Genomic DNA, 21,705 nt, shown 5'->3' with positions numbered 1-21,705 from the left:
GCCATTGCGGCTGCGCTCCCCCGGTCGCGTACGCGCGGCCCTTTCCGCAAGGAATCCCCCATGACATCGATCACCAATCGCCGCATCGTGCTGGCCTCTCGCCCGCACGGCGAGCCGAGCGCCGACAACTTCCGCATTGAAGACGTCGCCTTGCCGCCCACCGGGCACGACCAGATTCTGGTGCGCAACCGCTTCCTGTCGCTGGACCCGTACATGCGCGGACGCATGGACGAAGGCCCGTCCTACGCCGCCCCGGTGGAGATCGACGCGGTGATGGAAGGCGGCACCGTCGGCGAGGTGCTCGAGTCGCACCATGCCGGCTATCAGCCAGGCGACCTGCTGGTACTGCCCGGCGGTTGGCAGAGCCATAGCCTGCTCACGCCCACCGCGCCGTTGCGCAAGCTGCCCAAGGACGATGCCCTGCCGCTGAGCACCGCGCTCGGCGTGTACGGCATGCCCGGCTTCACTGCCTACGCCGGCCTGCACGAAATCGGCAAGCCGCAGGCCGGCGAAACCCTGGTGGTGGCAGCAGCCAGCGGGTCGGTCGGCGCCACCGTGGCCCAGCTGGCGCGTCTGCAGGGATTGCGCGTGGTGGCCATTGCCGGTGGCGAGGAAAAGGTGCGGTATCTGCGCGAGGTGCTGCGCGTGGATGTGGCGCTGGACCATCGCGCCGACGACTTTGCCGAGCAGCTGCGCGCGGCCACCCCGGACGGGATCGACATCTATTTCGAGAACGTCGGCGGCAAGGTCTTCGACGCGGTGTTGCCGCAATTGAACGACTTCGCGCGCATCCCGGTATGCGGCGTGATCGCCACCTACAACAGCCGCGGCCAGGCCTTGCCGGGGCCGGATCGCCTGCCGGAGTTCATGGGCCAGGTGCTGCGCAAGCGGCTGACCGTGCGCGGCTTCATCCAGCACGATTTCATCCGCCTGATGCCCGCCTTCCTGCGCGAGATGGGCCAGTGGCTGCGCGACGGCCAGATCCAGTACCGCGAACACGTCCTGCACGGGCTGGACAGCGCCCCGCAGGGCCTGATCAGCCTGCTGCGCGGCGAGAACTTCGGCAAGGCCGTCGTCGCACTGGACTAATGGCTCACAGCGCCCCCACGACATCAGCTTTTGCGATTCACGATTCCCCATTCCCGATTACCAAAGGAACACAATGACAGTCCCCGCATTCGGCCTCGGCACCTTCCGTCTCAAGGACCAGGTCGTCATCGACTCGGTGCGCAATGCACTGGAGTTGGGCTACCGCGCCGTCGATACCGCGCAGATCTATGACAACGAAGAACAGGTCGGCCAGGCCATCGCTGCATCCGGCCTGCCGCGCGATCAGCTGTATCTGACCACCAAGATCTGGGTCGACAAGTTCGACCGCAGCGCCTTGTTGCCCAGCCTGCAGGAAAGCCTGCGCAAACTGGGCACCGACCATGTCGACCTGACCCTGATCCACTGGCCTTCGCCCAAGGATCAGGTGCCGATGCGCGACTATCTGGAAGCCTTGAACGAGGCCCGGCAGCAGGGCCTGACCCGCGCGATCGGCGTCTCCAACTTCACCATCGCGCTGATCAAGCAGGCCATCGAGATCCTGGGCGCCGAGGCCATCGCCACCAATCAGATCGAAGTGCATCCGTACCTGCAGAACCGCAGCCTGATCGCGTTCCTGCGCGAGCAAGGCATCCACGTGACCTCGTACATGACGCTGGCGGTGGGCGAGGTGCTGAAGGACCCGGTGATCCAGGCGATCGCCGCACGCCATGACGCCACCCCGGCGCAGGTCACCCTGGCCTGGGCGCTGCAGCAGGGCTATTCGGTGATTCCGTCTTCGACCAAGCGCGACAATCTGGAGAGCAATCTCAAGGCGCAGACGCTGCGGCTGAGCGAGCAGGATATGGCCGAGATCGCCGCACTGGACCGCGGGCAGCGGCTGGCCAACCCGAAGGCCATCGCACCCGACTGGGATTGAGGTCCCGGCTGCCATGGGTCGGCGCTGTCCGGCCCGTGGCATCGTCACCGTGACGACCGCTCGTCGTCGCGTGCTGGTTGCACGCGGCAGGCGCTGCTACGGTGCCGGGCACAGGGGGTAGTCTCGGCAACGGAGTCCTACCCATGCACAGCGCATCCGTCTTGACCCGCCGCAGCGTCGATCTCGACACCGAGATCGCCTACTGGCGCGGTGTCCACGCCGAAGGCCATCTGGGTGGCTACGCCTTCGCCGATTACGCCCGGCTACTCACGCTCGGCTACGACATCTATCTGGCCTATCCGCGCGCGACCGAGGCGCAGCTGTATCGCGTGCTGCAGGACGGCTACTACCACTATCAACCGCTGCTGTCGGTGCCCTGGGACCAGGCGCGCTGGATCGTGCGGCATGCGTGGCGGCATCTGGAAGAGGCCGCCGTCCGGCATTGAAGCAAGCATGTTGACGTGAAGCGACCGTTCGGAAGCCGGCGCAGCGCTTGCGGCCGCGCAGCGCTGTCAGCTCACTGTCACAGTGCCATCGCCTGGCGGTCGATGCGGTGCTTGTCGGCCAGTGCCTGCATGCCCTGCAGGGTGGCGGCGATCAGGCTGGCATAGCGCAGCCGCCACAGCGTGGCGCGGTCGTTGTCGTCATGCGTATTGCCCAGGCCATCGAGCACCTGCGGCAGGCGGCGATCGGCCAGCGCGGAGGGGGCCAGATAGGGCTTCTCGGGTGCGATCACATCCACCGGCGCGCGCCAGTCGTTGGCAACCTGCTGGGAAATGCCGGCCAGGTGCGAGAGCTGGTGCATGCCGATCAGCGTCTCGTGCAGCATCTCGCGGCACGCCCACTGCCACAGCGCCACCTTCTCCGATGGGTCCTTGGCAATCTCGGTGAGTGCCAGATCAACCTTTTCGATGCGTGAGTCGAGCATTGCTGAGCTCCGATGCTGCTGTGCAACATAATTCACACCATACACCGTGAGAATCAAGTGAGCCAAACGTTTGCAGGATGTCGGCGCAACGATGCTCGACCCGGTTCACGCTTTGCGCAGTAGGGGCCAAAACGCCGCTACGGCACCCTGACTTCCTGCCCATGGCCCGGCGTGCAGCCGCGCGCCATGCTGCCGCATCACCACTCCCGGGCATCCGCCCCATGCGCATCCGCACCTTCCTGGCCCCGCTCCTGCTGCTGGCGGCCTGTAGCGCACAGGCTGCAACCGCCAGGCCGCAGGTGTCCGCACAGCAGTGTGACGTCAGCACCTCCTACGACTTGCTGGCCGACAGCGGCGGTATCTGGCTGCGTCGCAAGCAAGGCGTGCCGCGCGAGATTTTCTTCCACGGTGGCGAACTCAACATCGATCGCCAACCGCAAGCAATCAGCGCTGCCGACGCGCAACGCCTGCGCGAACTCGAGCAGGGTGCCCGCGCACTGATGCCGGCCGTGACCGCCATTGCCCGCTCGGTGGTCGACATCAGCTTCGACGCACTGGCCGGCGTGGTGCAAATGCTGACCGACAGCACGCGCCAGGAGCGCAAGGTGGAGCGACTGCGCGGCACCGCACTCGCGCAGGTCGATGCCACGCTGGGGCGTGGGCGCTGGGAGCAGGCCCTGTTCGACGAACGTTTCGAAGCCAGTGTCGAACGCGCTGCCGACGACCTGGCCGGCAGCCTGACCCGCAGCGTGATGTGGACGGTGATGACCGGACGCGCTGCGCAGCTGGAGCGACGCGGCGAGCAGCTGGATGCGCACATGGAGCAGCAGATGCAGGTACGCAGCCAGGCGCTGGAAGCGCAGGCACAGACGCTGTGCACGCAGGCGCAGGCCCTGTATGGGGTGCAGCAGGCGCTGGAATATCGCTTCCAGGGGCAGCGGCTGCAGATGCTGGAACTCCACACGCATCAGCAGAAAGACGACGCCGATGCGCCGGTATCCAACAGCGTTGTGGCGACGGCCGCGCGGTGACGGCGGCGGTGTAGCGCAGGGGAACTTGACGCCTTGTGGCAGCCCAACGAGTCGCTTCGGCCAGATGGCTGCCGTGACTGCGTACGACACCTTGCATGCATGAATGCAGGCACTGCGTAGCAGCCGACGGCGCCCTGATCACCTTTCCAAGACTATTGGTTCAGAGCCCCTCATCGCGCACTGGTTGATGCCATCTCGCCGCATGGGATCGCACGGCGGCAGGCCTGGCTGGGTCAGCTCGGTCGTCGTCGTATCAGGCGAGCAGCCATTGCCGCAGTGCATCCGACACTGCCTGCGGCTGTTCCAGCGGCGACAGATGGCCACACGCAGGCACTTGCACCAAGCGCGCGTGCACTGCGAGTGCGGCCATTTCCTCGTGCAATGCCGGCGGGGTGATCGCATCGTCCTGGCCGCACAGCACCAGCAGCGGGCCGGCATAGGCGCGCAGCAGCGCGCGGCCGTCTTCACGCTCCAGCCGGTTCTGCCGCAGGAACACCTCCACGCCCAGGCGCTGGGTCATGCCACGCACCCGCTCCAGCAAGGCCTCGTCCTGCCAGCGCGAGGGATGCACGTAGTGCCGCAGCAGCCGTTCGCCGAATCCGTGGAAGGCACTGGCGCCACGCACGCTCGCTTCCTGCGCGCGCCGTTGCGCCGCACGCTCGGGCGAATCGGCACGCGCCGAGGTGTCCAGCAAGGCCAGCCGCTCCACGCGCTCCGGCGCGATACGCAGGATTTCCTGCGCGACGTAGCCACCCAAGGAAAATCCTGCCAGTGCAAACCGCGGAGGCATCTGCGCCAGCAGCTGTGTCGCCAGCGCGCGCATGCTCTCACCCTGGGTGATGTCGCCGACCACGCAGTCGGCAAGCTCGGCCAGGGCCACGCGCTGTGCCTGCCACAGCTGCGCATCGTTGAGCAGACCGGGGAGCAGCAACAAGGTGGGACGCGTTGCGCTCATGCGCAGGGAAGTCCGATCGGGATCGCAGAAGCAGGCACTGTCATTGCAACAGTGTGCCGCGCGGTGACGCCCATCGCCAGCGCGTGCGTGCGCACCCGGACGCGGGTGCATCGCCTCGTTGGCGTGTCTTGCGTCCATGCCAGGTCGCGCTGACACAGCGACGCCGGCTGCCTGTGTTCTTCAGGGCAGCGCTGCTGCTGCAACAAAAACGGCCCGACGCAGGCGCCGGGCCGTTTCTGACTCCACCACGTGTTACGCGTGGTGCTGGCGTGGATCAGGCCAGGGTCAGGGTGACGTCGATGTTGCCGCGGGTCGCGTTGGAGTACGGGCAGACCTGGTGGGCCTTGTCGACCAGCGTCTGCAGTTCGGCCTGGTCCATGCCCGGCACTGCGATGCGCAGCTCCACGGCAATGCCGAAGCCGCCCGGAATCTGGCCGATGCCGACGCTGCTGTCGATGCTCACTTCGCCCGGCAGCTTGAGCTTGTCCTGCGCCGCGACAGCCTTCATCGCGCCGATGAAGCAGGCGGCGTAGCCGGCAGCGAACAGCTGCTCCGGGTTGGTACCGTCGCCGCCGGCGCCGCCCAGCTCGCGCGGGGTGGACAGCTTGGCGTCCAGCGCCTTGTCGGAAGACACGGCGCGGCCTTCGCGGCCGCCGGTGGCAGTGGCATGGGCGGTGTAGAGGACTTTTTCAGGTGAGGCCATGGTGGTTCTCCAGAATGAGCGCTGTCAGCGCGTGATGTAGCTGAGTAGTTGACGATTGAATCGTGTACGACATGTTGCAAAAAGTGTGGGCGATGCGGAACACGCTCACCCCGTGCCGAGGTTTGAGCGCAGCGTTTCCAGCTGCTGCTTGAGTTGACGCAATTCGTCCAACGAACACGCTGAGGCGCACAACACCTGCTCCGGCACCGCGCCGGCCTTGGCGCGCAGTGCGCGGCCGGCATCGGTCAGCGCAATGATCACCTGACGCTCGTCGCTGGCGGCGCGTGTGCGGGTGACCAGCCCGGCAGCCTGCAGCCGCTTGAGCAGCGGGGTCAGCGTGGCCGAGTCCAGGTACAGGCGCTCGCCGATCTCCGACACGCTGCGGCCGTCGGTTTCCCATAACACCAGCAGCACCAGGTATTGCGGATAGGTCAGGTCCAGCGTCTTCAGCAGCCCGCGGTAGAGCTTGTGCATCGCCAGGTTGGCCGAATACAGCGCAAAGCACAGCTGGTTGTCGAGCTGCAGCAGCGCATTGGTCCGGGCGGTGGTGGCTATGGCGGTGTCCATGGCTGCAATTTACATAGCGCGCTATTTAATTGCAAGCGATTTTTTGATCCATTATGTAACCAGGCACCGCCGCCGAACTGGCCCAGGCCGCCGTCCTGATCGGTCACAAGATCTTGTGCAGTCCGGGGCCGGGCCGCGTCTGCATGTCTAGGCCCGATGTGCGGTGGCCAGATACTCGGCACTCTGCATCTCGATCAGGCGCGAGGCGGTGCGCTCGAAGGCGCCGGCCAGGCGCTGGCCGCTGTACAACGCGGGCGGGGCGTCCTGCGCGGTGCAGACCAGGTTGACGTGGCGGTCGTACAGCTCGTCGATCAGATTGACGAAGCGACGTGCGGCGTCCTCATTCATGCGATCGAAGTGCGGGATGCCGCCCAGCAACACGGTGGTGAATTCGCGCGCGATCTCGATGTAATCGCCCGGGCCACGCGGGCCCTCGCACAGCGCGGCGAAATCGAACCAGGCGATGCTCTTGCCGCGCGCACGCACGGCAATCTTGCGCGCCTCGATTTCGATGTTGCCACTGCGCGGCTCGGAATTTCCGCTCAGCTCGCCCCAGCGCTGCGTCAGCCACGCATCGGCCTGCGCATCCAGGGGCGCGCGATACACCGGTGAGCGCGTCAGCGCGCGCATGCGGTAATCCTCGGTGCCTTCTGCATAGAGTTCCACGCAGAATTTCTGCAGCAGGCCGATCGCCGGCATGAAGCTATCGCGCTGCAGGCCGTTGGCGTAGAGGTTTTCCGGTGCGGTGTTGGAGGTGGTCACCAGGGTCACGCCTTCGGCGAACAGGCGTTCCAGCAGGCGCGCCAGCAACATCGCATCGCCGATGTCGGTGACGAAGAATTCGTCCAGCACCAGCACGCGCAAATTCTCGCGCCACTGCTGCGCGATCTTGGCCAGCGGATCGCTTTGCCCGGCGTGCTCGCGCAGTTGCTCGTGCACCCCGCGCATGAAGCGATGGAAGTGCGTGCGGTACTTCTGCTTGATCGGCAACCCGTCGTAGAACAGGTCGACCAGGAAGGTCTTGCCGCGCCCCACCCCGCCCCAGAAATACAGCCCGCGCACCGGCTCGGGCTTTTTCCAGAACGCCGACAGCCGATCCAGCCAGCCGTCCTGCGCGCTGTCCACCAATGCCTCGTGGATACGGTCCAGCTCGGCCAGGGCCGCCTGCTGCGCGGGGTCGGCGCGCCAGTCGCCGCGTTGTACGCCGGCGGCGTAGCGCTGCGACGGGGTCATCTCACTCATCGTGTTCTCCGCGGGCCGGCTGCTGCCTTGCCCGCTCAACGGCGCATCGCCGGGCGATACGCATGGGCCCTGCCGCGGTCAGACGGCGGCCGGCAACCAGCGCCGGACACCATGCTGGATCGCACCGCGCAGGTCGATCAACTTGCGGTGGAAGAAGTGGCTGGTGTCGGGCATGCGTACCAGCTCGGGCTGCTGCTCCAGGGTCTCCAGCCAGTCATACACCGCCTGCGGGTCGACGATTTCGTCGGCATCGCCCTGCACCACCAGCCACTGCGCCGGCGGCTGCATGTCGCTGAAATCCCAGCGCCCGGCCGGCGGCGCGATCGAGATCAGCACCTGCGGTTCGAGCGAGCCGGCGGCGCGCAGCGATACATACGCCCCGAAGCTGAAGCCGGCCAGCCACAACGTGTCGCCCGGGCGCTGGCTGCGCACCCATGCAGCGACCGCACGCAGGTCGTCCTGCTCGCCATCGCCATGATCAAACGCACCGGCCGAGTTGCCGACACTGCGGAAATTGAAGCGCACCACGGTGATCCCCAACTCGCGCAGCGCGCGCGCAGCCATGGTGACGACCTTGTTGTGCATGCTGCCGCCCTCGGTGGAGAGCGGGTGGCAGACGATGGCGGTGACCGGTTGCGCGGCAACGTCCGGCTCGGGCAGATCGACCGCGACATCGAGCGGACCGACCGGCCCGTCCAATGTCAGTGCGGCCGATTCGGTGGGGAATAAGGGATTGGACATACCGTCATAATAGCCGCCCCGCCGGCCGCGTTCATCGCCCTGCCTGCACACTTCGTTGCGTTGCCCATGCATTTTCTGCTGTTTGCCGTCGTTTGCAGTGTCCTGGTGTCGGTGGTTCTCAAGCTGCTGCCGCGCTATCGCCTGGATGCTGCGCAGGCGATCACCTGGAACTACGCCACCGCCGCACTGCTGGCGTGGCTGACCCTGCATCCGTCACTGGACACGCTGCGCGCGCCGACCACGCCCTGGCTGGCACTGTTTGCATTGGCGGTGGCGCTGCCCTCGATCTTCATGCTGCTGGCACGCGCGGTCGCCACCGCCGGCATCGTCCGTACCGACATTGCCCAACGCCTGTCGCTCCTGCTCTCGCTGGCGGCGGCGTTCACGCTCTTTGGTGAACCGGTCAATGCCTGGAAGCTGACGGGACTGGGCCTGGGTCTGCTGGCCATCGTCTGCATCCTGCAACGGCCACGGCAGGCCGCCGGTACGGATTCGGCCCCGACCTCGATCGGCTGGCCGTGGCTGGCAGGCGTGTGGATGGGCTTTGCCCTGATCGATCTGTTGCTCAAGCACATCGCACAGGCCGGTACGCCGTCGCTGACGTCATTGACGCTGTGCTTTGCCCTGGCAGGTGTGCTGATGCTTGGCCTGCAAGTCGTTCGCCGGGGCGGTGTCGCGCGCCTGAGCTTTCGCAACCTGCTCGCCGGCGTGCTCCTGGGCGCGCTCAATTTCGGCAACATCCTGTGCTACGTGCGCGCCCATCAGTTGCTGCCACACAGCCCGGCCACCGTCTTCGCCAGCATGAACCTGGGCGTGGTCATCCTGGGAGCGCTCGTCGGCAAGCTGGGGTTCGGCGAACGCATCGGCCGACGCGGCTGGGTGGGGCTGTTGCTGGCGGCGCCGGCAATCGCAGCGATCGCCTGGGGCATGCGGCTGGGCTGATGGCGGCATTCGGCCGGCGCGACGCCGGTTCGCCACTCGCCTCGAAGGGGCAGCGCTGAAGATCATGCGTGCAGTGACCCAAGGGGGACTGTGATGCGCATGGGTCAGTTGTTTGGCAGCCGTCATTGCGTCGCGGTGTGCTCACTTCGGCGCCTACATCCGTCGCCGCCCTCCTCACGTCGCCGGCCTGGACGACGGCTCTCGTTGCCAGTCTGCCGAAAAAGCAAGAGCACATCGCAAGGCAAGCGACAACGGCTACCGCGGAAGATCCGGACAGCGCCGTTGCCTGTGCGCGCTGGCCGGCGGCCGCGGGTGAGGCATGCGATACACCGCCACGTGGCGGCACATCCGCACGCCGCACTGCAGATGCAAGCCTGCGGCAGATTGCATCCGGAACCAGGCGCGAACGGATGTCGACAGCGCGATCCAGGCCGCCATCAGCGCTGCCAGTGCGGAAACGGATCGTCCAGCAGTTGCCATTGCGCCGGGCCCTGGCGTAGCTCGTGATCGCTGAGCAGGCAGGCATCCAGCGCAGCGCGCGTGCGCGGCGCATCCATGTCCACGCCGATCACCGCCAGCTCCTGGCGACGGTCGCCCCACAGCGGGTGCCACAGCCGCTGCATCGCGGCGTACTCGCTGGCATCGCCAACCTCGTGCGGTTGCGGCAGCGGCGCGGTCCAGCATTGCGTCTGCTGACGCTGCCAGCCGATATCGGTATATGGCAATGGCGTGATGCTGGTCTGCAGCGGCTCGCCGATGGCATGCGCATCCACGCGATGGCGTGCGGCAAACCAGAAGCCCGCTGCATTGGTCTGGGTCGCGCCACCCACGCTGGACAATTCGCCGACCCAATCCATGCGGCTGGCCAGCCAGAAAAATCCCTTGCTACGTATCACCTGCGGCAGCCCGCCTTGCACCATGCGCGCAAAACGCTGCGGGTGAAACGGCCGGCGGGCGCGATAGACGAAGCTGCTGATGCCGTATTCCTCGGTCTCCGGCGTGTGCTGGCCGCGCAGTTCCTGCATCCAGCCCGGCGCCAGCTGCGCACGGGTGAAATCGAAGCGGCCGGTGTCGAGCACCTGGCGCAGCGGCACCTCGCCATGTGCCGCGTCCACGATCGCCGCCTCGCGATTGAGCGCACGCAACACCGCGCGCAGGCGTTGCAGCTGCTGTGCATCGATCTGATCGCACTTGCTGATCACCAGCACGTCGGCAAATTCCACCTGTTCGCCCAGCAACTGCACCAGCCCGCGGCTATCGTCCGGGCCGGCTTGCTGGCCGAGTTCGGCCAGCGTGGCGGCCGAGCCGAAGTCCTGCAGGAAGCGGCTGCCGTCCACCACCGTCACCATGGTGTCGAGCCGGGCGATGTCGGCCAGGCTGAAGCCGTCGGCATCGCGCACCGCAAAGGTGGCCGCCACCGGCATCGGCTCGGCGATGCCGGTCGATTCGATCAACAGATAGTCGTAGCGCTTCTGTTCGGCCAGCTTGCGTACCTCCTGCAGCAGATCGTCGCGCAACGTGCAGCAGATGCAGCCGTTGCTGAATTCCACCAATGTCTCTTCGGTGCGTCGCAAGGCCGCGCCGCCCTCGCGCAGCAGCTGCGCGTCGATGTTGACCTCGCTCATGTCGTTGACGATCACCGCCACGCGCAGGCCGTCGCGGTTATGCAGGATGCGGTTGAGCAGGGTGGTCTTGCCGGCGCCGAGAAAGCCGGACAACACGGTGACGGGGAGGCGTGAATCGCGCTTGGGGGACAGGGACATCCTGAGAGCCTGGCTGGAGTGAAGTGTTACTATATAACATTCGCTCGACAGGACACCCCCGATGCGCGTTACCGCTTCCGTGCTGGACAACTCGGCCATCGCCTTATCCAGCCTGTGCCTGCTGCACTGCCTGGCGCTGCCATTGCTGGCCGCTGCACTGCCGCTGCTGGGTGCCTGGAGTCAGGCCGAATGGGTGCATGTGGTGTTCGCCACGGCTGCCGTGCCGCTGAGCGGCTACGCGCTGTGGAGCAGCCATCGCCGGCATGCGCTGCCCGCGCCGGTGTGGGCGCTGGCGGTCTTCGGCCTGGCCGGCCTGGTGCTGGGCGCCAGCGGGGTTGCCGGCGGCAGTTGGGAAACCCCGATCACGGTGACCGGCAGCCTGCTGCTGGCCAGCACGCACCTGCTCAACCTGCGGCTACGCCGCCGCGCCGGGACGTGCGCCAGCTAGCGCGCTATAGCGAAAAACCCAGCAGCACCGGGTCGTGGTCGGAACTGCGCCACGGACCGGGCAGGTTGCGCTTGGCATAGCCGGCATCGTCCATGACATCGGCGTTGATATGCCATTCCACCGCGCCGCGCAGTTGCTTGGCCATCGCCGGGCTGAGCAGGGCGTGGTCGAGCCGCCCGCTCATGCCATCGTAGACGTAGCTGTAGGGCTGCTTCACGCCGGCCACCGCAAAGGCATCCTGCCAGCCGCTGGCGCGCAGGCTGCGCATCGGCGTTTCCATTGCGTAGGCGTTGAAATCGCCCAGCAACACAGCCAGCTTGGTCTGCGCGCCGGTGGGGTCGGTCTGCAGCCACTGGTGCAGGCGCTTGGCCGATTCGGTGCGGGTGGCGTTCCAGCAGGCCTGGCCGTCGCGCTGGTCGGCATCGGCGCCGCTGGCGCTGCCGCAGCCCTTGGACTTGAAGTGATTGGCGACCACCACGAAGGTTGCCCCGCGGGTGCTGCGAAACGCCTGCGCCAGCGGCACCCGGCTGTGGCTGTCGAACGGCCCGCCGGTCAACGTGGCCGGCTTGCCAACCGGCGTGACCTGCGAACTGCGGTACACGATGCCGACCCGGATCGCGTCATCGCCCGGGCCGCTGCCGGTGTCGACGAACTGCCAGTCCTTGTCCTTGTCGGCCGCGTTGAGCGCGGCGACCAGTTGCGCCACCGCCGCATCGGCGTCATTGCCATCGTTTTCCAGCTCCATCAACGCAGCCACATCGGCGTGCAACGGCACGATGGTGGACACCAGCTTGGTCAGCTGCGCCTGGAACTGCTCGTGCGTGCGCGCACCGCGCTTGGTCGGAAAGCCGCCGCCGCGGCCATTGCCGTTGAAGAAGTTCTCCAGATTGAACGAGGCGATACGCAGGTCACCGCCAACCTGCGGCGCCACCGCGGTCGGCATGGCCGGCAGCGTCAACGGACTCAGCACCTGGATGCGGTAGTTGCCGTCGTAACGCTGGTCGACGATGCCGTCGACCGACTTGAGCAGGCTGCCGCTGCGCAGCACCGGATCGGCCGGCAGATAGGCCACCGCCTTGGGGCTGCGGCCGTTGCGCGCGTCGTCCAGCAACACCTGGCGACGGGCGTTGTCGGCCTGCACCTGTGCGAAGGCCGGGGTGCCGGCGGCGGCCACTTCGCTGGGCTGCCACAAGCGCCCGCCGAACGCGGCGACCAGCTCGCCATAGGTGTCCAGACGATCGCTGCCGTTGAGCGTCAGCGCAGCGATGCGCACGTGCTCGCCTTCCAGCGCTTCCCAGTTGGCCGGCGGCCCGCTGAGCATGCGCACCGGCACCGGCTGGCCGCTGGCCAGTCGCTCGATGCTGCTGGCATCCACCGTGGTCAGGCTCGCCTCGCCGCCTGCCGACACCTCGCGCACGGTGCCGACGATGCGCACGCGGTCGCCCACCGCCACCTCGGCATTGCCGGCACCGGTGACGAACAGACCGTGCGAGCGCCGCGGCTCGAAGCCGGGCTGCTGCACGAACAGCCCGGCCAGACCGGCACGCGTATCGGCGGTGACAATGCCTTCCACGTCGATCACACGGCCGTCGTAGGGGCTACGGGTGTCTTCGCCTTGCACGTCGGCGATCGACAGACGTTGCGGCGCGCCCTCGGCGGCACTGCCCAGCAGTGGCGCCAACAGACCGATCACACCGAGCACAACCAGCGAGCAACGCGACATCGACACACTCCAGAAAGACGTAGACCACATGCAAGCGCCGCCCCGAAGGCGGCGCGTGAGAACCGCGACAGGCTAGCAAAACGTTGCGAGTGGCGACCAGCTGCTGCGTGGGTAGCGTGGCCGATCTACAGATGCCGGTAACTGCAGGCATTCCCCGAAGCACTTGCGCCGGCCTGGGCGTCCAAGGCTGAGGTTGTCGTGCAAGCACGTCGTGCAGCGAGTGCAAACGCTCGCGCAATGGGTGCTGGCCTACAAAAGCTAAAGCGTGCTCCAGCGCGTGCAAGCCTGGCGATTGACCGGTCGACGCACCCGCGCACGGCGCGCGCTGCCACCTGGCCGCACACCGACCGCTCGTGTCAGCCGCCTGCTGCGCTGCAGGCGCTTACTTCAGATTGCTCAGCATCCAGTCGACCGTGGCCCGCACCTGTTCTTCGGTCAACGCCGGGTTGCCGCCCTTGGGCGGCATGATGCCGCCATCCGGGCCGGTGTAGCCCTCGATCGCGTGCTTGTACAAGGTGTCCTTGCCCTGGGCGATGCGCGCGTCCCAGTGCGCATGGTCCAGCGTCGGCGCCTTGCCCACGCCGGTGGTGTGGCAGGCGGTGCACAGGTTGTCGAAGATGGTCTTGCCGTCGGTGCTGCCGCCGTAGGCAGACTGCGAGGCGGCCTTGGCCAGCGCTGCCGCCTGGGCTGCGGCCTGTGCGGACGCACCGGTGGTGCCGGCATAGACCGCGCCGGCCGGGGCGATGCGTTGCTGCACGCGCTTGGCCGCGGTGGGGGAGACTTCGTCGGGAATGGCGCGTTGCAAATAGGCTGCCAGGGCAATCAGGCCCAGGGTGATCACCACCAGTAGTCCGATCACCATCGAGAATTTCTTCAGGAACTCGAGGTCGTAATTCCGCACGCGCTCACCCCTGGCTGTTGGTCGAAGACCTCTGCTAGCGCCGGAGTATAGAGCACAGTTCGCGCCCGTCTGGCCAGTGTGCATGACCGTGATTGCAGCGGTGTGCGCTGCGCCCTGGCGCGCTATGGGTCTTGCAGGCACGCCGGTCCGCGCAGCCCGATGAATTGCCGCAATGCCGCATGAGACGTTGGTCGCGCTTGAGGGAATTGCGTATCATTCCCATCATTCCACGGTGATGCGGTCCTCGCCTCGCCCGGTCCCGCTGACGAGGAGTCGCCGCGATGAAGTCCTTCCTGCTGTCCTGCCTGGCCTTGGCCAGCATCAGTCTGTCTGCCCAGGCCCACGAGATCTGGATCGAGCGCGACGGCAGCGGTCCGGTGCGCATCTACTTCGGCGAGCCGGCGCAGGAGGCCCTGGATCACGGCGAAGACGAGATCAAGCGCGTGGTCAAGCCGACCGTGTTCGGCAGCGCCGGCAAGGCTGGCGCCCTGCAGCGCGGCAGCGAATTCCTCACCGCGCCGTTGTCCGGCACCGGCGATGCCTGGCTGAGCGATGACAGCGTGTTCGAGCCGTGGAAGGGCGAGGCCGGCGGCTTCGAGACCGTGAGCTACTACGCACGCGCCGGGCGCGCCACGCCCTCGGCCAAGCTCGATTTCGAACTGGTGCCCACCGCCGCCGACAGCAACACGCTGACCGTGCTCTATCGCAACAAGCCGCTGCCCAAGGTCGAGGTGACGGTGATCGACCCGCAGAAGTGGCAGAAAACGCTGACCTCCGACGCCAAGGGCCAGGTGACCCTGCCCAAGCTGCGCGCTGGCCGGCACATCCTGGTCGCCACCAACAAGGAGCCGGTGAAGCGTGAGATCGCCGGCAAGCAGGTGTCGATGATCCATCACATCAGCACGTTGACCTTCCTGGCCGAGTAAGTCGGCCACACGCCTGGCTGATCCGATGTCCACCGCACCGTCCCTGCCGCTTCCCTGGTTCAGGCGTCCCTGGCTGGGCGTGCTTGGGCGCACGCTGGCGGCGATGTTTGGCGGCTATGCACTCGCCAGCGCCACCAATCTGCTGCTGGCGCTGGTCCTGCCGATGCCACGCAGCGAGGCGGTGTTGACCAGCATGCTGGTCGGCATCGTGGTGTGCGCCTGCGCGCCGCTATGGGCCTTCGCCACCGCCAGCGTGTGGCGCGCCTGGGCCGGCATCGCGGTGCCGGCGGCGCTGATGTTCGCACTGGCCGCATGGCTGCAACGGGGCGTGGCATGAAGCAGGGATTCCGCCAGTCGATGGCGTGGCTGCATACCTGGACCGGTCTGCTGGTCGGCTGGGTGTTGCTGTTGATCTTCATGGGCGGCACGGCGAGTTATTACCGCGACGAAATCAGCCGCTGGATGCGCCCGGAATTGCCCACCACCACGGCGAGCAACGCAACCGCGCTGCGCAGTGCCGAGCAGTATCTGCAGACGCATGCAGCCGATGCGCAGAGCTGGAACATCACCTTGCCGGACACGCGCAATCCGGTAGTCAGCATGTACTGGCAAAACCCTGCGCCAGCCGATGGCAAACCGGCCAGCCGCCGGCAGATGTACGGCAACGCCATCATCGACCCGGCCACCGGCAGGGAGATCGCTGCACGCGACACCCTGGGCGGCGAATTCTTCTACCGGCTGCATTTCGATCTGCATTATCTGCCGGTGATGTGGTCGCGCTATATCGTCGGTTTCTGCGCGATGTTCATGCTGGTGGCGATCATCAGCGGCGTGATCACGCACAAGAAGATCTTCAAGGATTTCTTCACCTTTCGCCCGGGCAAGGGCCTGCGCTCGTGGCTGGATTTCCACAACGTCAGCGCGGTGACCGCGTTGCCGTACCACGCGATGATCACCTACACCGGCATCGTGACCTTGATGTTCATGTACCTGCCGTGGGGCATCAAGGCGCAGTACCCCGACAACGAAATGCGTTTCTACGAAGAGTCCGCCAACCGGGTGGCCGATACGCGAGGCGCCTCCGGCACGCCGGCGCGCATGCTGCCGCTGGAACAATTCATGGCGCGTGCGCGCAGCGACTGGCGTGGCGGCGAGGTGGGCAACGTGGCGGTATCGCTTCCCAACGACGCGCATGCGGCGGTCGGCGTCACCCAGCGCGCTGGCAATCTCTCCACCGATGCGCCGTCCATCCTGTTCGATGCAATCAATGGACAGCGCCTGCAGCGCAGCGGGCCGCCGGGCGGTGCTAGCCAGACGCGTGGGGTGATGGTGGGCCTGCATATCGCCCACTTCGCCGGGCCGTGGATGCGCGCGCTGTTCTTCGGCTCCGGCTTGCTCGGTTGCCTGATGGTGGCCAGCGGCGTGGTGATGTGGGCAGTGAAGGAACGCCCCAAACACCTGAAGGCTGGGCGCATCGGCTTCGGGCTGCGGTTGGTGGATGCGCTCAACATCGGCACGGTCGCCGGCCTGCCGATCGCCTTTGCCAGTTTCTTCTGGGCCAACCGCTTGTTGCCGGTGGGCCTGGAGGGGCGCGCGGCGATGGAGGCCAATCTGTTCTTCGTCGCATGGGCCACCGCATTGCTGGCCGCATTCGTGTGGCCACGGCGTGCGATGTGGAGCTTGCAGCTGTATCTGGGTGCGGCCTTGTTCGCGTTGGTGCCGGTGGTCAATGCGATGACCACCGATGTGCATCTGGGAGTGACGTTGCCGGCCGGGCAATGGACACTGGCCGGGGTCGATCTGGTCTGCCTGTTCCTTGGCGTGTCCCTGGGGATCGCGGGATGGCGCCTGCAACACTGGAAGGCGCCGCAACCGGCATCGGCACGACGCGCGCGCGCCACTGCGGCCGCGCCTGCGCAAGGCAGCCTGCCGATGCAGGAAAGCGCATGAGCGTGTGGCTGTTGCTGGCGCTGAATTTTTCCGGATTCGCCGCGCTGTGCCTGGCGATGGACAAGCATCAGCAGGAAGTGCGTGGCCGCACGCTGGGCGCCGCACGTTCGCGGCAACTGCGCGTACTGGGTTGGCTGCTGTTGCTGCTCACCTTCGGCCTGGCGGTACACGCGCAAGGCTGGGGCATCGGCCCGGTGTTGTGGCTGGGCACATTGACCGGCGCTGCCGCGCTGCTGTCGCTGTGGCTGCTGCCGTATCGGCGTGGGTTGATTCTGCCCACGGCCGTGGCCGCGCCGGTGCTGGCGGGTGCGCTGCAGCTGTTGCTGGGTTGAAGGACCTCGCTACGCCTCGATCGGAGGATCGCCCCAGCTATGCCCGTCGCGCGGCAGGCGGCCATCGTCGAGCACGCGCAACACCTGTTCGGGCTGCAGCATGTCCAGAAACAGCACTACGTTGATGCCCTCCGGCAACGCCATGCTGGGAAAGATCACGCCAGGGATCTCCGCCTCGCGCAGCATGTCGCCGAGCACCCAGCTCACCGGTTCGATCTTGTTGACCAGGGCCTTGCGCCAGTCCTCGGTCCAATCGGCCCAGAGCGGATCCCAGCTTGCATCGAGCAGGCGTAGATCGGCCAACGCCGGCAGCTCGGCGGCGTAACTGACCAGGGTCAATGGCGGTAGGAACAGCGCGGCCTGCGCGTATTCGGCAGCAGCGGTTTCCAGCTGCAGCGATAGATACAGCGCCGGCTGCCCGAAACGATTGAAGCGCCCGCCCGAGCGTGCCGCACCGGCGCCGCTCAGCGGTTCGGCGGCCCAGCGCGGGGTGAAGGCGCGATACAGCGTGCAGTGCGCCGGGGCGCTCAGCTTCAACCGGCGGCCCCCGAGGCGACGGTGCGCAGATAGGTCAGCGCATCGTCGGTACGGCCCTGTTTGACCACTTCCAGCAAGGTGGCGAATTCGAACGCGGGGATCGGGGTGTTCTTGAGGTGGAACACCACCTGGCGTTCGTCCGGCTGGAGCTGCGTCATCGCCACCAGCAGGCGCGACAGGTTGCGTAGCAGGTCCTGCACGCGCGGGCTTTCCGGATGCACGCGCAGGCTGTTGCGATGCACACCGGCCAGCTCGGCCAGCTCCTGCTGCGACAGATCCAGCAGGCCGGCCATGGCCGAGGGCGACAGGATGGTGCGATCCGGTACGCGCAGGCGTTCGGTCAGGGCCAGGGGATTGAGAACGGCGACCATCGCACGACTCCAGCAGGGCGAGTGCACAGTATATGCACAGTCAGAAGCGTTCATACAGCCCAGTTAGAGGCTCAGTCAGTGCACTGTCAGCCGGCCGGCTGGGGCGCGCCGACCGCGCGCAGGCAGAACCCGCAGATCGCCTCGACCAGTTGCTCGCCCTGCTGCGGGTCGCCGCGACTGGGGGCGATCGGTCCCACCAGCGCCTCGGTGAAGGCGCCGACGATGCAGGCTGCCGCCGCGTCCAGCGATTGCGGCGGGAGCTCGCCAGCCGCCACGCCTTCGGCAAGCAGCTGACGGAACACTTCGCCGAACAGGCGTCGGCCACGGATGCGCTCGGCATCCACCTCGCTTTCCACCGGCTCGGCGATGAAGGCGTACGCCAACGCCGGGCCGGCCAACGCGCGCCGTACAAAAGTGGCGATCGCGTTGCGCAGGCGCTCGGCAGCGCTGGCCTGGGTGGTGGTGATGGCGCGCAGGATGGTCATCTCGCGCTGCACCGCCGCATTGAGAACTTCCACGAAAAGCTCGGCCTTGGACGGGAAGTGCCGGTAAATCTGCCCGGTGGACACGCCAGCGGCAGCGGCGACGGCGGTCACCGGCGCATTGCGGTAGCCGCCTTCGGCGATCAGGGCGCGGGCCGCGTGCAGGATGCGTTCGCGATTGCCGGCCAGGCGTTCTTCCATCAGGGCGGAGCGTCGATAAGCCATGGTGTGATTCTGGGTTCAATAGTTGAATTTTAGTTCACTTTTTCATTGCGGACCGCTAGGCTGCGCACAAACGCCGTGCGGCCTGCCCGCTCCCACCCGGCACATCCCGATCCCTGCGGAGTCGCTCCATGCACGTGCCGTCCCTGAATTTTGCGCTTGGCGAAGACATCGATCTGCTGCGCGAAAGCGTGGCAGCCTTCGCCAGCCACCATATTGCCCCGCTCGCCGCTACGGCCGACCAGGACAATGTCTTCCCTGCCCAGCTGTGGCGCCTGTTCGGCGAGCAGGGCCTGCTCGGGCTGACCGTGGAAGAAGAGTACGGCGGCAGCGGCATGGGCTACCTGGCGCATGTGGTGGCGATGGAAGAGATCTCGCGGGCCGGCGGGGCCATCGGCCTGTCGTACGGCGCGCATTCCAACCTGTGCCTCAACCAGCTGCGCAAGAACGCCACGCCGGAACAGAAGCAGCGTTACCTGCCCAGGCTGTGCACCGGCGAGCATGTCGGCGCGCTGGCGATGAGCGAGGCCGGCTCCGGCTCGGATGTGGTGTCGATGAAGCTGCGCGCCGATGCGCGCGGCGACCGCTATGTGCTCAACGGCAGCAAGATGTGGATCACCAACGGCCCGGACGCCGATGTGCTGGTGGTGTACGCCAAGACCGACCCGGATGCCGGCGCACGCGGCATCACCGCCTTCATCATCGAAAAGGGCATGCCGGGATTCTCCACCGCGCAGAAGCTCGACAAGCTGGGCATGCGCGGCTCCAATACCTGCGAGCTGGTGTTCACCGATTGCGAAGTGCCGGCCGAGAACGTGCTGGGCACGCTCAACGGCGGCGTGCGCGTGCTGATGTCCGGGCTGGATTTCGAACGTGTGGTGCTGGCCGGCGGCCCGTTGGGCTTGATGGCCGCGGCGATGGACGTGGTGCTGCCGTACGTGCACGAGCGCAAGCAGTTCGGCGCGCCGATCGGCACCTTCCAGTTGATGCAGGCCAAGCTGGCCGACATGTACGTCGGGCTCAACGCCTGCCGCGCGTACGTCTATGCGGTGGCGCGCGCCTGCGATGCCGGGCTGACCACGCGCCAGGATGCGGCCGGCGCGATTCTCTACGCGGCCGAAAAAGCCACCTGGCTCACCGGCCAGGCGATCCAGGTGCTGGGCGGCAACGGCTACATCAACGACTACCCCACCGGGCGCCTGTGGCGCGATGCCAAGCTGTACGAAATCGGCGCGGGCACCTCGGAGATCCGACGCATGTTGATCGGCCGCGAGCTGTTCGAACGCACCGCCTGACGGAGCCACCATGAGCGCGATCACCAGCCAGCTGCAGGTCAGCGGCGAGAGCTTCCAACAAAACGCTGCTGCGATGCGCACCGTAGTGGAGGATCTGCGCCGCACGCTGGCGCAGACCGCGTTGGGCGGCAGTGAGGCTGCGCGTGCCAAGCACAGCGCACGCGGCAAGTTGCTGGTACGCGAGCGTATCGATGCCTTGCTGGATCCGGGCAGCGCCTTGCTGGAGATCGCGCCATTGGCCGCGCACGGCATGTACGACGATCAGGTGCCGTGCGCCGGTGTGGTGGCCGGCATCGGGCGCGTGTCCGGGGTGGAGTGCGTGATCGTGGCCAACGATGCCACCGTCAAGGGCGGCACCTATTACCCGATGACGGTGAAGAAGCATCTGCGCGCGCAGGAAATCGCGCAGCAGAACCGCTTGCCATGTATCTACCTGGTCGATTCCGGCGGCGCGTTCCTGCCGCTGCAGGATGAAGTGTTTCCCGACCGCGATCACTTCGGGCGTATCTTCTACAACCAGGCCAACCTGTCGGCCAACGGCATCCCGCAGATCGCCTGCGTGATGGGCTCGTGCACCGCTGGCGGCGCCTACGTGCCGGCGATGAGCGATGAAACGGTGATCGTGCGCGAGCAGGGCACGATCTTTCTCGGCGGCCCACCCCTGGTCAAGGCGGCCACCGGCGAAGAAGTCAGTGCCGAAGAACTCGGCGGTGCCGATGTGCACACGCGCATCTCCGGCGTGGCCGACCACTTTGCCGACAACGACCTGCAGGCCCTGGCGCGCGTGCGCGCCATCATCGCGCAGCTCAACTGGCGCAAGCCGGCTGCATCGCTGGCACTGCAGGCACCGCTGCCGCCGCGCTACGCCGCCGACGAGCTGTATGGCGTGATTCCTGCCGACACGCGCAAGCCCTTCGATGTGCGCGAGGTGATCGCCCGCATCGTCGACGACTCGCAGCTGGACGAATTCAAGCCGCGCTACGGCATCACTTTGGTCACCGGCTTCGCGCATCTGCATGGCTATCCGGTGGGCATCATCGCCAACAACGGCATCCTGTTTTCCGAGTCCGCGCTCAAGGGCGCGCACTTCATCGAACTGTGTACGCAACGCGGCATTCCGCTGGTGTTCCTGCAGAACATCACCGGCTTCATGGTCGGGCGCAAATACGAACATGGCGGCATCGCCAAGGACGGGGCCAAGCTGGTGATGGCGGTGGCCTGCGCCAAGGTGCCCAAGTTCACCGTGGTGATCGGCGGCTCGTTCGGTGCCGGCAATTACGGCATGTGCGGCCGCGCCTACTCGCCGAACTTCCTGTGGATGTGGCCGAATGCGCGCATCGGCGTGATGGGCGGCGAGCAGGCGGCCAGCGTCTTGGCCACGGTGCGCCGCGACGGTATCGAAGCCAAGGGTGGCGCCTGGTCGGGCGAAGAGGAAGCTGCATTCAAGGCGCCGATCCGTGCGCAGTTCGAGCAGCAGGGGCATCCGTATTACGCCAGCGCACGCCTGTGGGACGACGGCATCATCGACCCGGCCGATACCCGTCGCGTGCTGGGGCTGGGACTGTCGGCCGCATTGAATGCACCGATCGAGACGACACGCTTTGGCGTGTTCCGGATGTGAGGTGATGATGTCCGTCTGCAGGTGCTGCTCTTGGCTGTCTGGCGGTGCACACGCACCTG

Annotated in this window: 24 protein-coding genes; 12 read left to right on the top strand and 12 right to left on the bottom strand. The window is 66.7% G+C overall.

What is annotated here, in order from left to right; genetic code table 11:
• Nucleotides 1-60 precede the first annotated feature (60 nt).
• The 3 genes from ABQ039_RS01380 (at nt 61) to ABQ039_RS01370 (ending at nt 2,412) form a co-directional block, all read left to right on the top strand.
• A complete protein-coding gene (locus ABQ039_RS01380) occupies nt 61-1,089 on the top strand; it encodes an NADP-dependent oxidoreductase (protein WP_349778238.1) in 1,029 nt (342 codons plus the stop codon).
• Nucleotides 1,090-1,162: 73 nt separating this feature from the next.
• The gene (dkgB, locus tag ABQ039_RS01375; RefSeq protein ID WP_024938996.1) at nt 1,163-1,966 is read left to right on the top strand and encodes a 2,5-didehydrogluconate reductase DkgB; all 804 of its coding nucleotides are present in this window, start codon (nt 1,163-1,165) and stop codon (nt 1,964-1,966) included.
• A 143-nt stretch (nt 1,967-2,109) separates the two neighbouring features.
• Complete coding sequence (locus tag ABQ039_RS01370) at nt 2,110-2,412, top strand: hypothetical protein (protein ID WP_024938997.1); 303 nt, start codon at nt 2,110-2,112, stop codon at nt 2,410-2,412.
• Nucleotides 2,413-2,489: 77 nt separating this feature from the next.
• Here ABQ039_RS01370 and ABQ039_RS01365 read toward each other — a convergent pair whose 3' ends face one another.
• Nucleotides 2,490-2,894, bottom strand: coding sequence for a hypothetical protein (locus ABQ039_RS01365; protein ID WP_039528967.1), 405 nt, complete (start codon nt 2,892-2,894; stop codon nt 2,490-2,492).
• A gap of 221 nt (nt 2,895-3,115) precedes the next feature.
• On the opposite strand from ABQ039_RS01365, the gene ABQ039_RS01360 reads away from it, so the two are divergent.
• Nucleotides 3,116-3,925 (top strand): DUF2884 family protein, encoded by an 810-nt coding sequence (locus ABQ039_RS01360; RefSeq protein ID WP_374057835.1) that lies wholly within the window; start codon nt 3,116-3,118, stop codon nt 3,923-3,925.
• A gap of 253 nt (nt 3,926-4,178) precedes the next feature.
• Here the strand turns inward: ABQ039_RS01360 and ABQ039_RS01355 are convergent, their stop codons facing one another.
• The 5 genes from ABQ039_RS01355 to ABQ039_RS01335 all read right to left on the bottom strand — a co-directional run bounded on the left by ABQ039_RS01355 (nt 4,179) and on the right by ABQ039_RS01335 (nt 8,133).
• Nucleotides 4,179-4,880 carry an alpha/beta fold hydrolase gene (locus ABQ039_RS01355; RefSeq protein ID WP_184432496.1) on the bottom strand — a complete coding sequence of 234 codons (702 nt, stop codon included), beginning with the start codon at nt 4,878-4,880 and terminating at the stop codon, nt 4,179-4,181.
• A gap of 274 nt (nt 4,881-5,154) precedes the next feature.
• A complete protein-coding gene (locus ABQ039_RS01350) occupies nt 5,155-5,583 on the bottom strand; it encodes an organic hydroperoxide resistance protein (RefSeq protein WP_016903614.1) in 429 nt (142 codons plus the stop codon).
• A 105-nt stretch (nt 5,584-5,688) separates the two neighbouring features.
• Nucleotides 5,689-6,150, bottom strand: a complete 462-nt coding sequence (locus ABQ039_RS01345) for a MarR family winged helix-turn-helix transcriptional regulator (RefSeq protein WP_184609844.1) — start codon at nt 6,148-6,150, stop codon at nt 5,689-5,691.
• Nucleotides 6,151-6,297: 147 nt separating this feature from the next.
• On the bottom strand, nt 6,298-7,392 hold the full coding sequence (zapE, locus tag ABQ039_RS01340) for a cell division protein ZapE (RefSeq protein WP_026064606.1): 1,095 nt from the start codon (nt 7,390-7,392) through the stop codon (nt 6,298-6,300).
• A gap of 78 nt (nt 7,393-7,470) precedes the next feature.
• Nucleotides 7,471-8,133, bottom strand: coding sequence for an alpha/beta hydrolase (locus tag ABQ039_RS01335; RefSeq protein ID WP_065033153.1), 663 nt, complete (start codon nt 8,131-8,133; stop codon nt 7,471-7,473).
• A gap of 66 nt (nt 8,134-8,199) precedes the next feature.
• On the opposite strand from ABQ039_RS01335, the gene ABQ039_RS01330 reads away from it, so the two are divergent.
• The gene (locus ABQ039_RS01330) at nt 8,200-9,075 is read left to right on the top strand and encodes an EamA family transporter (RefSeq protein ID WP_349778239.1); all 876 of its coding nucleotides are present in this window, start codon (nt 8,200-8,202) and stop codon (nt 9,073-9,075) included.
• A gap of 437 nt (nt 9,076-9,512) precedes the next feature.
• On the opposite strand, the gene ABQ039_RS01325 is transcribed toward ABQ039_RS01330, so the two are convergent.
• A complete protein-coding gene (locus ABQ039_RS01325) occupies nt 9,513-10,838 on the bottom strand; it encodes a GTP-binding protein (RefSeq protein ID WP_065033127.1) in 1,326 nt (441 codons plus the stop codon).
• A 61-nt stretch (nt 10,839-10,899) separates the two neighbouring features.
• Between ABQ039_RS01325 and ABQ039_RS01320 the strand changes: the two genes are divergently transcribed.
• Complete coding sequence (locus ABQ039_RS01320; protein ID WP_047127835.1) at nt 10,900-11,286, top strand: MerC domain-containing protein; 387 nt, start codon at nt 10,900-10,902, stop codon at nt 11,284-11,286.
• Between the two features lie 4 nt (nt 11,287-11,290).
• On the opposite strand, the gene ABQ039_RS01315 is transcribed toward ABQ039_RS01320, so the two are convergent.
• The gene (locus tag ABQ039_RS01315) at nt 11,291-13,009 is read right to left on the bottom strand and encodes an ExeM/NucH family extracellular endonuclease (protein WP_184609838.1); all 1,719 of its coding nucleotides are present in this window, start codon (nt 13,007-13,009) and stop codon (nt 11,291-11,293) included.
• A 382-nt stretch (nt 13,010-13,391) separates the two neighbouring features.
• Nucleotides 13,392-13,910: a cytochrome c5 family protein gene (locus tag ABQ039_RS01310; protein ID WP_016902056.1), complete on the bottom strand. Its 519-nt coding sequence runs from the start codon at nt 13,908-13,910 to the stop codon at nt 13,392-13,394.
• A gap of 281 nt (nt 13,911-14,191) precedes the next feature.
• Between ABQ039_RS01310 and ABQ039_RS01305 the strand changes: the two genes are divergently transcribed.
• The 4 genes from ABQ039_RS01305 to ABQ039_RS01290 are packed head-to-tail and all read left to right on the top strand — an operon-like array spanning nt 14,192 to nt 17,118.
• Nucleotides 14,192-14,836 carry a DUF4198 domain-containing protein gene (locus tag ABQ039_RS01305; protein ID WP_024939005.1) on the top strand — a complete coding sequence of 215 codons (645 nt, stop codon included), beginning with the start codon at nt 14,192-14,194 and terminating at the stop codon, nt 14,834-14,836.
• 25 nt (nt 14,837-14,861) lie between these two features.
• Nucleotides 14,862-15,173, top strand: a complete 312-nt coding sequence (locus ABQ039_RS01300; protein ID WP_024939006.1) for a DUF3649 domain-containing protein — start codon at nt 14,862-14,864, stop codon at nt 15,171-15,173.
• The gene (locus ABQ039_RS01295) at nt 15,170-16,786 is read left to right on the top strand and encodes a PepSY-associated TM helix domain-containing protein (protein ID WP_349778240.1); all 1,617 of its coding nucleotides are present in this window, start codon (nt 15,170-15,172) and stop codon (nt 16,784-16,786) included. The genes ABQ039_RS01300 and ABQ039_RS01295 overlap by 4 nt, the downstream gene beginning before the upstream one ends.
• Nucleotides 16,783-17,118, top strand: coding sequence for a DUF3325 domain-containing protein (locus ABQ039_RS01290; protein WP_016902052.1), 336 nt, complete (start codon nt 16,783-16,785; stop codon nt 17,116-17,118). The genes ABQ039_RS01295 and ABQ039_RS01290 overlap by 4 nt, the downstream gene beginning before the upstream one ends.
• Before the next feature lie 9 nt (nt 17,119-17,127).
• Here ABQ039_RS01290 and ABQ039_RS01285 read toward each other — a convergent pair whose 3' ends face one another.
• From ABQ039_RS01285 to ABQ039_RS01275, 3 genes are all read right to left on the bottom strand, one after another.
• Entirely contained in the window at nt 17,128-17,655 is a 528-nt protein-coding gene (locus ABQ039_RS01285) for an RES family NAD+ phosphorylase (protein WP_349778241.1), read from the bottom strand.
• Entirely contained in the window at nt 17,652-18,026 is a 375-nt protein-coding gene (locus tag ABQ039_RS01280; protein ID WP_016902050.1) for a hypothetical protein, read from the bottom strand. The genes ABQ039_RS01285 and ABQ039_RS01280 overlap by 4 nt, the downstream gene beginning before the upstream one ends.
• 86 nt (nt 18,027-18,112) lie before the next feature.
• A complete protein-coding gene (locus ABQ039_RS01275) occupies nt 18,113-18,733 on the bottom strand; it encodes a TetR/AcrR family transcriptional regulator (protein ID WP_154831231.1) in 621 nt (206 codons plus the stop codon).
• A 128-nt stretch (nt 18,734-18,861) separates the two neighbouring features.
• On the opposite strand from ABQ039_RS01275, the gene ABQ039_RS01270 reads away from it, so the two are divergent.
• Nucleotides 18,862-20,025, top strand: a complete 1,164-nt coding sequence (locus ABQ039_RS01270; RefSeq protein WP_349778242.1) for an isovaleryl-CoA dehydrogenase — start codon at nt 18,862-18,864, stop codon at nt 20,023-20,025.
• Between the two features lie 10 nt (nt 20,026-20,035).
• On the top strand, nt 20,036-21,646 hold the full coding sequence (locus ABQ039_RS01265; protein ID WP_184609833.1) for a carboxyl transferase domain-containing protein: 1,611 nt from the start codon (nt 20,036-20,038) through the stop codon (nt 21,644-21,646).
• The last annotated feature ends 59 nt before the right edge of the window (nt 21,647-21,705 follow it).

The organism is Xanthomonas sp. WHRI 6108, from assembly GCF_040202385.2.
GTDB lineage: Bacteria > Pseudomonadota > Gammaproteobacteria > Xanthomonadales > Xanthomonadaceae > Xanthomonas > Xanthomonas arboricola.
Note: the sequence above shows the minus strand (reverse complement) of the source record. Positions and strands in the feature narration are given on the sequence as shown.

What these genes read in the sequence shown, in the direction of transcription:
- dkgB (WP_024938996.1), top strand. Translation starts at nt 1,163, where the DNA reads ATGACAGTCCCCGCATTCGGCCTCGGCACCTTCCGTCTCAAGGACCAG.
- ABQ039_RS01320 (WP_047127835.1), top strand. Translation starts at nt 10,900, where the DNA reads ATGCGCGTTACCGCTTCCGTGCTGGACAACTCGGCCATCGCCTTATCC.
- ABQ039_RS01380 (WP_349778238.1), top strand. Translation starts at nt 61, where the DNA reads ATGACATCGATCACCAATCGCCGCATCGTGCTGGCCTCTCGCCCGCAC.
- ABQ039_RS01270 (WP_349778242.1), top strand. Translation starts at nt 18,862, where the DNA reads ATGCACGTGCCGTCCCTGAATTTTGCGCTTGGCGAAGACATCGATCTG.
- ABQ039_RS01355 (WP_184432496.1), bottom strand. Translation starts at nt 4,880, where the DNA reads ATGAGCGCAACGCGTCCCACCTTGTTGCTGCTCCCCGGTCTGCTCAAC.
- ABQ039_RS01300 (WP_024939006.1), top strand. Translation starts at nt 14,862, where the DNA reads ATGTCCACCGCACCGTCCCTGCCGCTTCCCTGGTTCAGGCGTCCCTGG.
- ABQ039_RS01295 (WP_349778240.1), top strand. Translation starts at nt 15,170, where the DNA reads ATGAAGCAGGGATTCCGCCAGTCGATGGCGTGGCTGCATACCTGGACC.
- ABQ039_RS01365 (WP_039528967.1), bottom strand. Translation starts at nt 2,894, where the DNA reads ATGCTCGACTCACGCATCGAAAAGGTTGATCTGGCACTCACCGAGATT.
- ABQ039_RS01350 (WP_016903614.1), bottom strand. Translation starts at nt 5,583, where the DNA reads ATGGCCTCACCTGAAAAAGTCCTCTACACCGCCCATGCCACTGCCACC.
- ABQ039_RS01290 (WP_016902052.1), top strand. Translation starts at nt 16,783, where the DNA reads ATGAGCGTGTGGCTGTTGCTGGCGCTGAATTTTTCCGGATTCGCCGCG.
- ABQ039_RS01265 (WP_184609833.1), top strand. Translation starts at nt 20,036, where the DNA reads ATGAGCGCGATCACCAGCCAGCTGCAGGTCAGCGGCGAGAGCTTCCAA.
- ABQ039_RS01360 (WP_374057835.1), top strand. Translation starts at nt 3,116, where the DNA reads ATGCGCATCCGCACCTTCCTGGCCCCGCTCCTGCTGCTGGCGGCCTGT.
- zapE (WP_026064606.1), bottom strand. Translation starts at nt 7,392, where the DNA reads ATGAGTGAGATGACCCCGTCGCAGCGCTACGCCGCCGGCGTACAACGC.
- ABQ039_RS01370 (WP_024938997.1), top strand. Translation starts at nt 2,110, where the DNA reads ATGCACAGCGCATCCGTCTTGACCCGCCGCAGCGTCGATCTCGACACC.
- ABQ039_RS01345 (WP_184609844.1), bottom strand. Translation starts at nt 6,150, where the DNA reads ATGGACACCGCCATAGCCACCACCGCCCGGACCAATGCGCTGCTGCAG.
- ABQ039_RS01305 (WP_024939005.1), top strand. Translation starts at nt 14,192, where the DNA reads ATGAAGTCCTTCCTGCTGTCCTGCCTGGCCTTGGCCAGCATCAGTCTG.
- ABQ039_RS01335 (WP_065033153.1), bottom strand. Translation starts at nt 8,133, where the DNA reads ATGTCCAATCCCTTATTCCCCACCGAATCGGCCGCACTGACATTGGAC.
- ABQ039_RS01330 (WP_349778239.1), top strand. Translation starts at nt 8,200, where the DNA reads ATGCATTTTCTGCTGTTTGCCGTCGTTTGCAGTGTCCTGGTGTCGGTG.
- ABQ039_RS01315 (WP_184609838.1), bottom strand. Translation starts at nt 13,009, where the DNA reads ATGTCGCGTTGCTCGCTGGTTGTGCTCGGTGTGATCGGTCTGTTGGCG.
- ABQ039_RS01325 (WP_065033127.1), bottom strand. Translation starts at nt 10,838, where the DNA reads ATGTCCCTGTCCCCCAAGCGCGATTCACGCCTCCCCGTCACCGTGTTG.
- ABQ039_RS01280 (WP_016902050.1), bottom strand. Translation starts at nt 18,026, where the DNA reads ATGGTCGCCGTTCTCAATCCCCTGGCCCTGACCGAACGCCTGCGCGTA.
- ABQ039_RS01275 (WP_154831231.1), bottom strand. Translation starts at nt 18,733, where the DNA reads ATGGCTTATCGACGCTCCGCCCTGATGGAAGAACGCCTGGCCGGCAAT.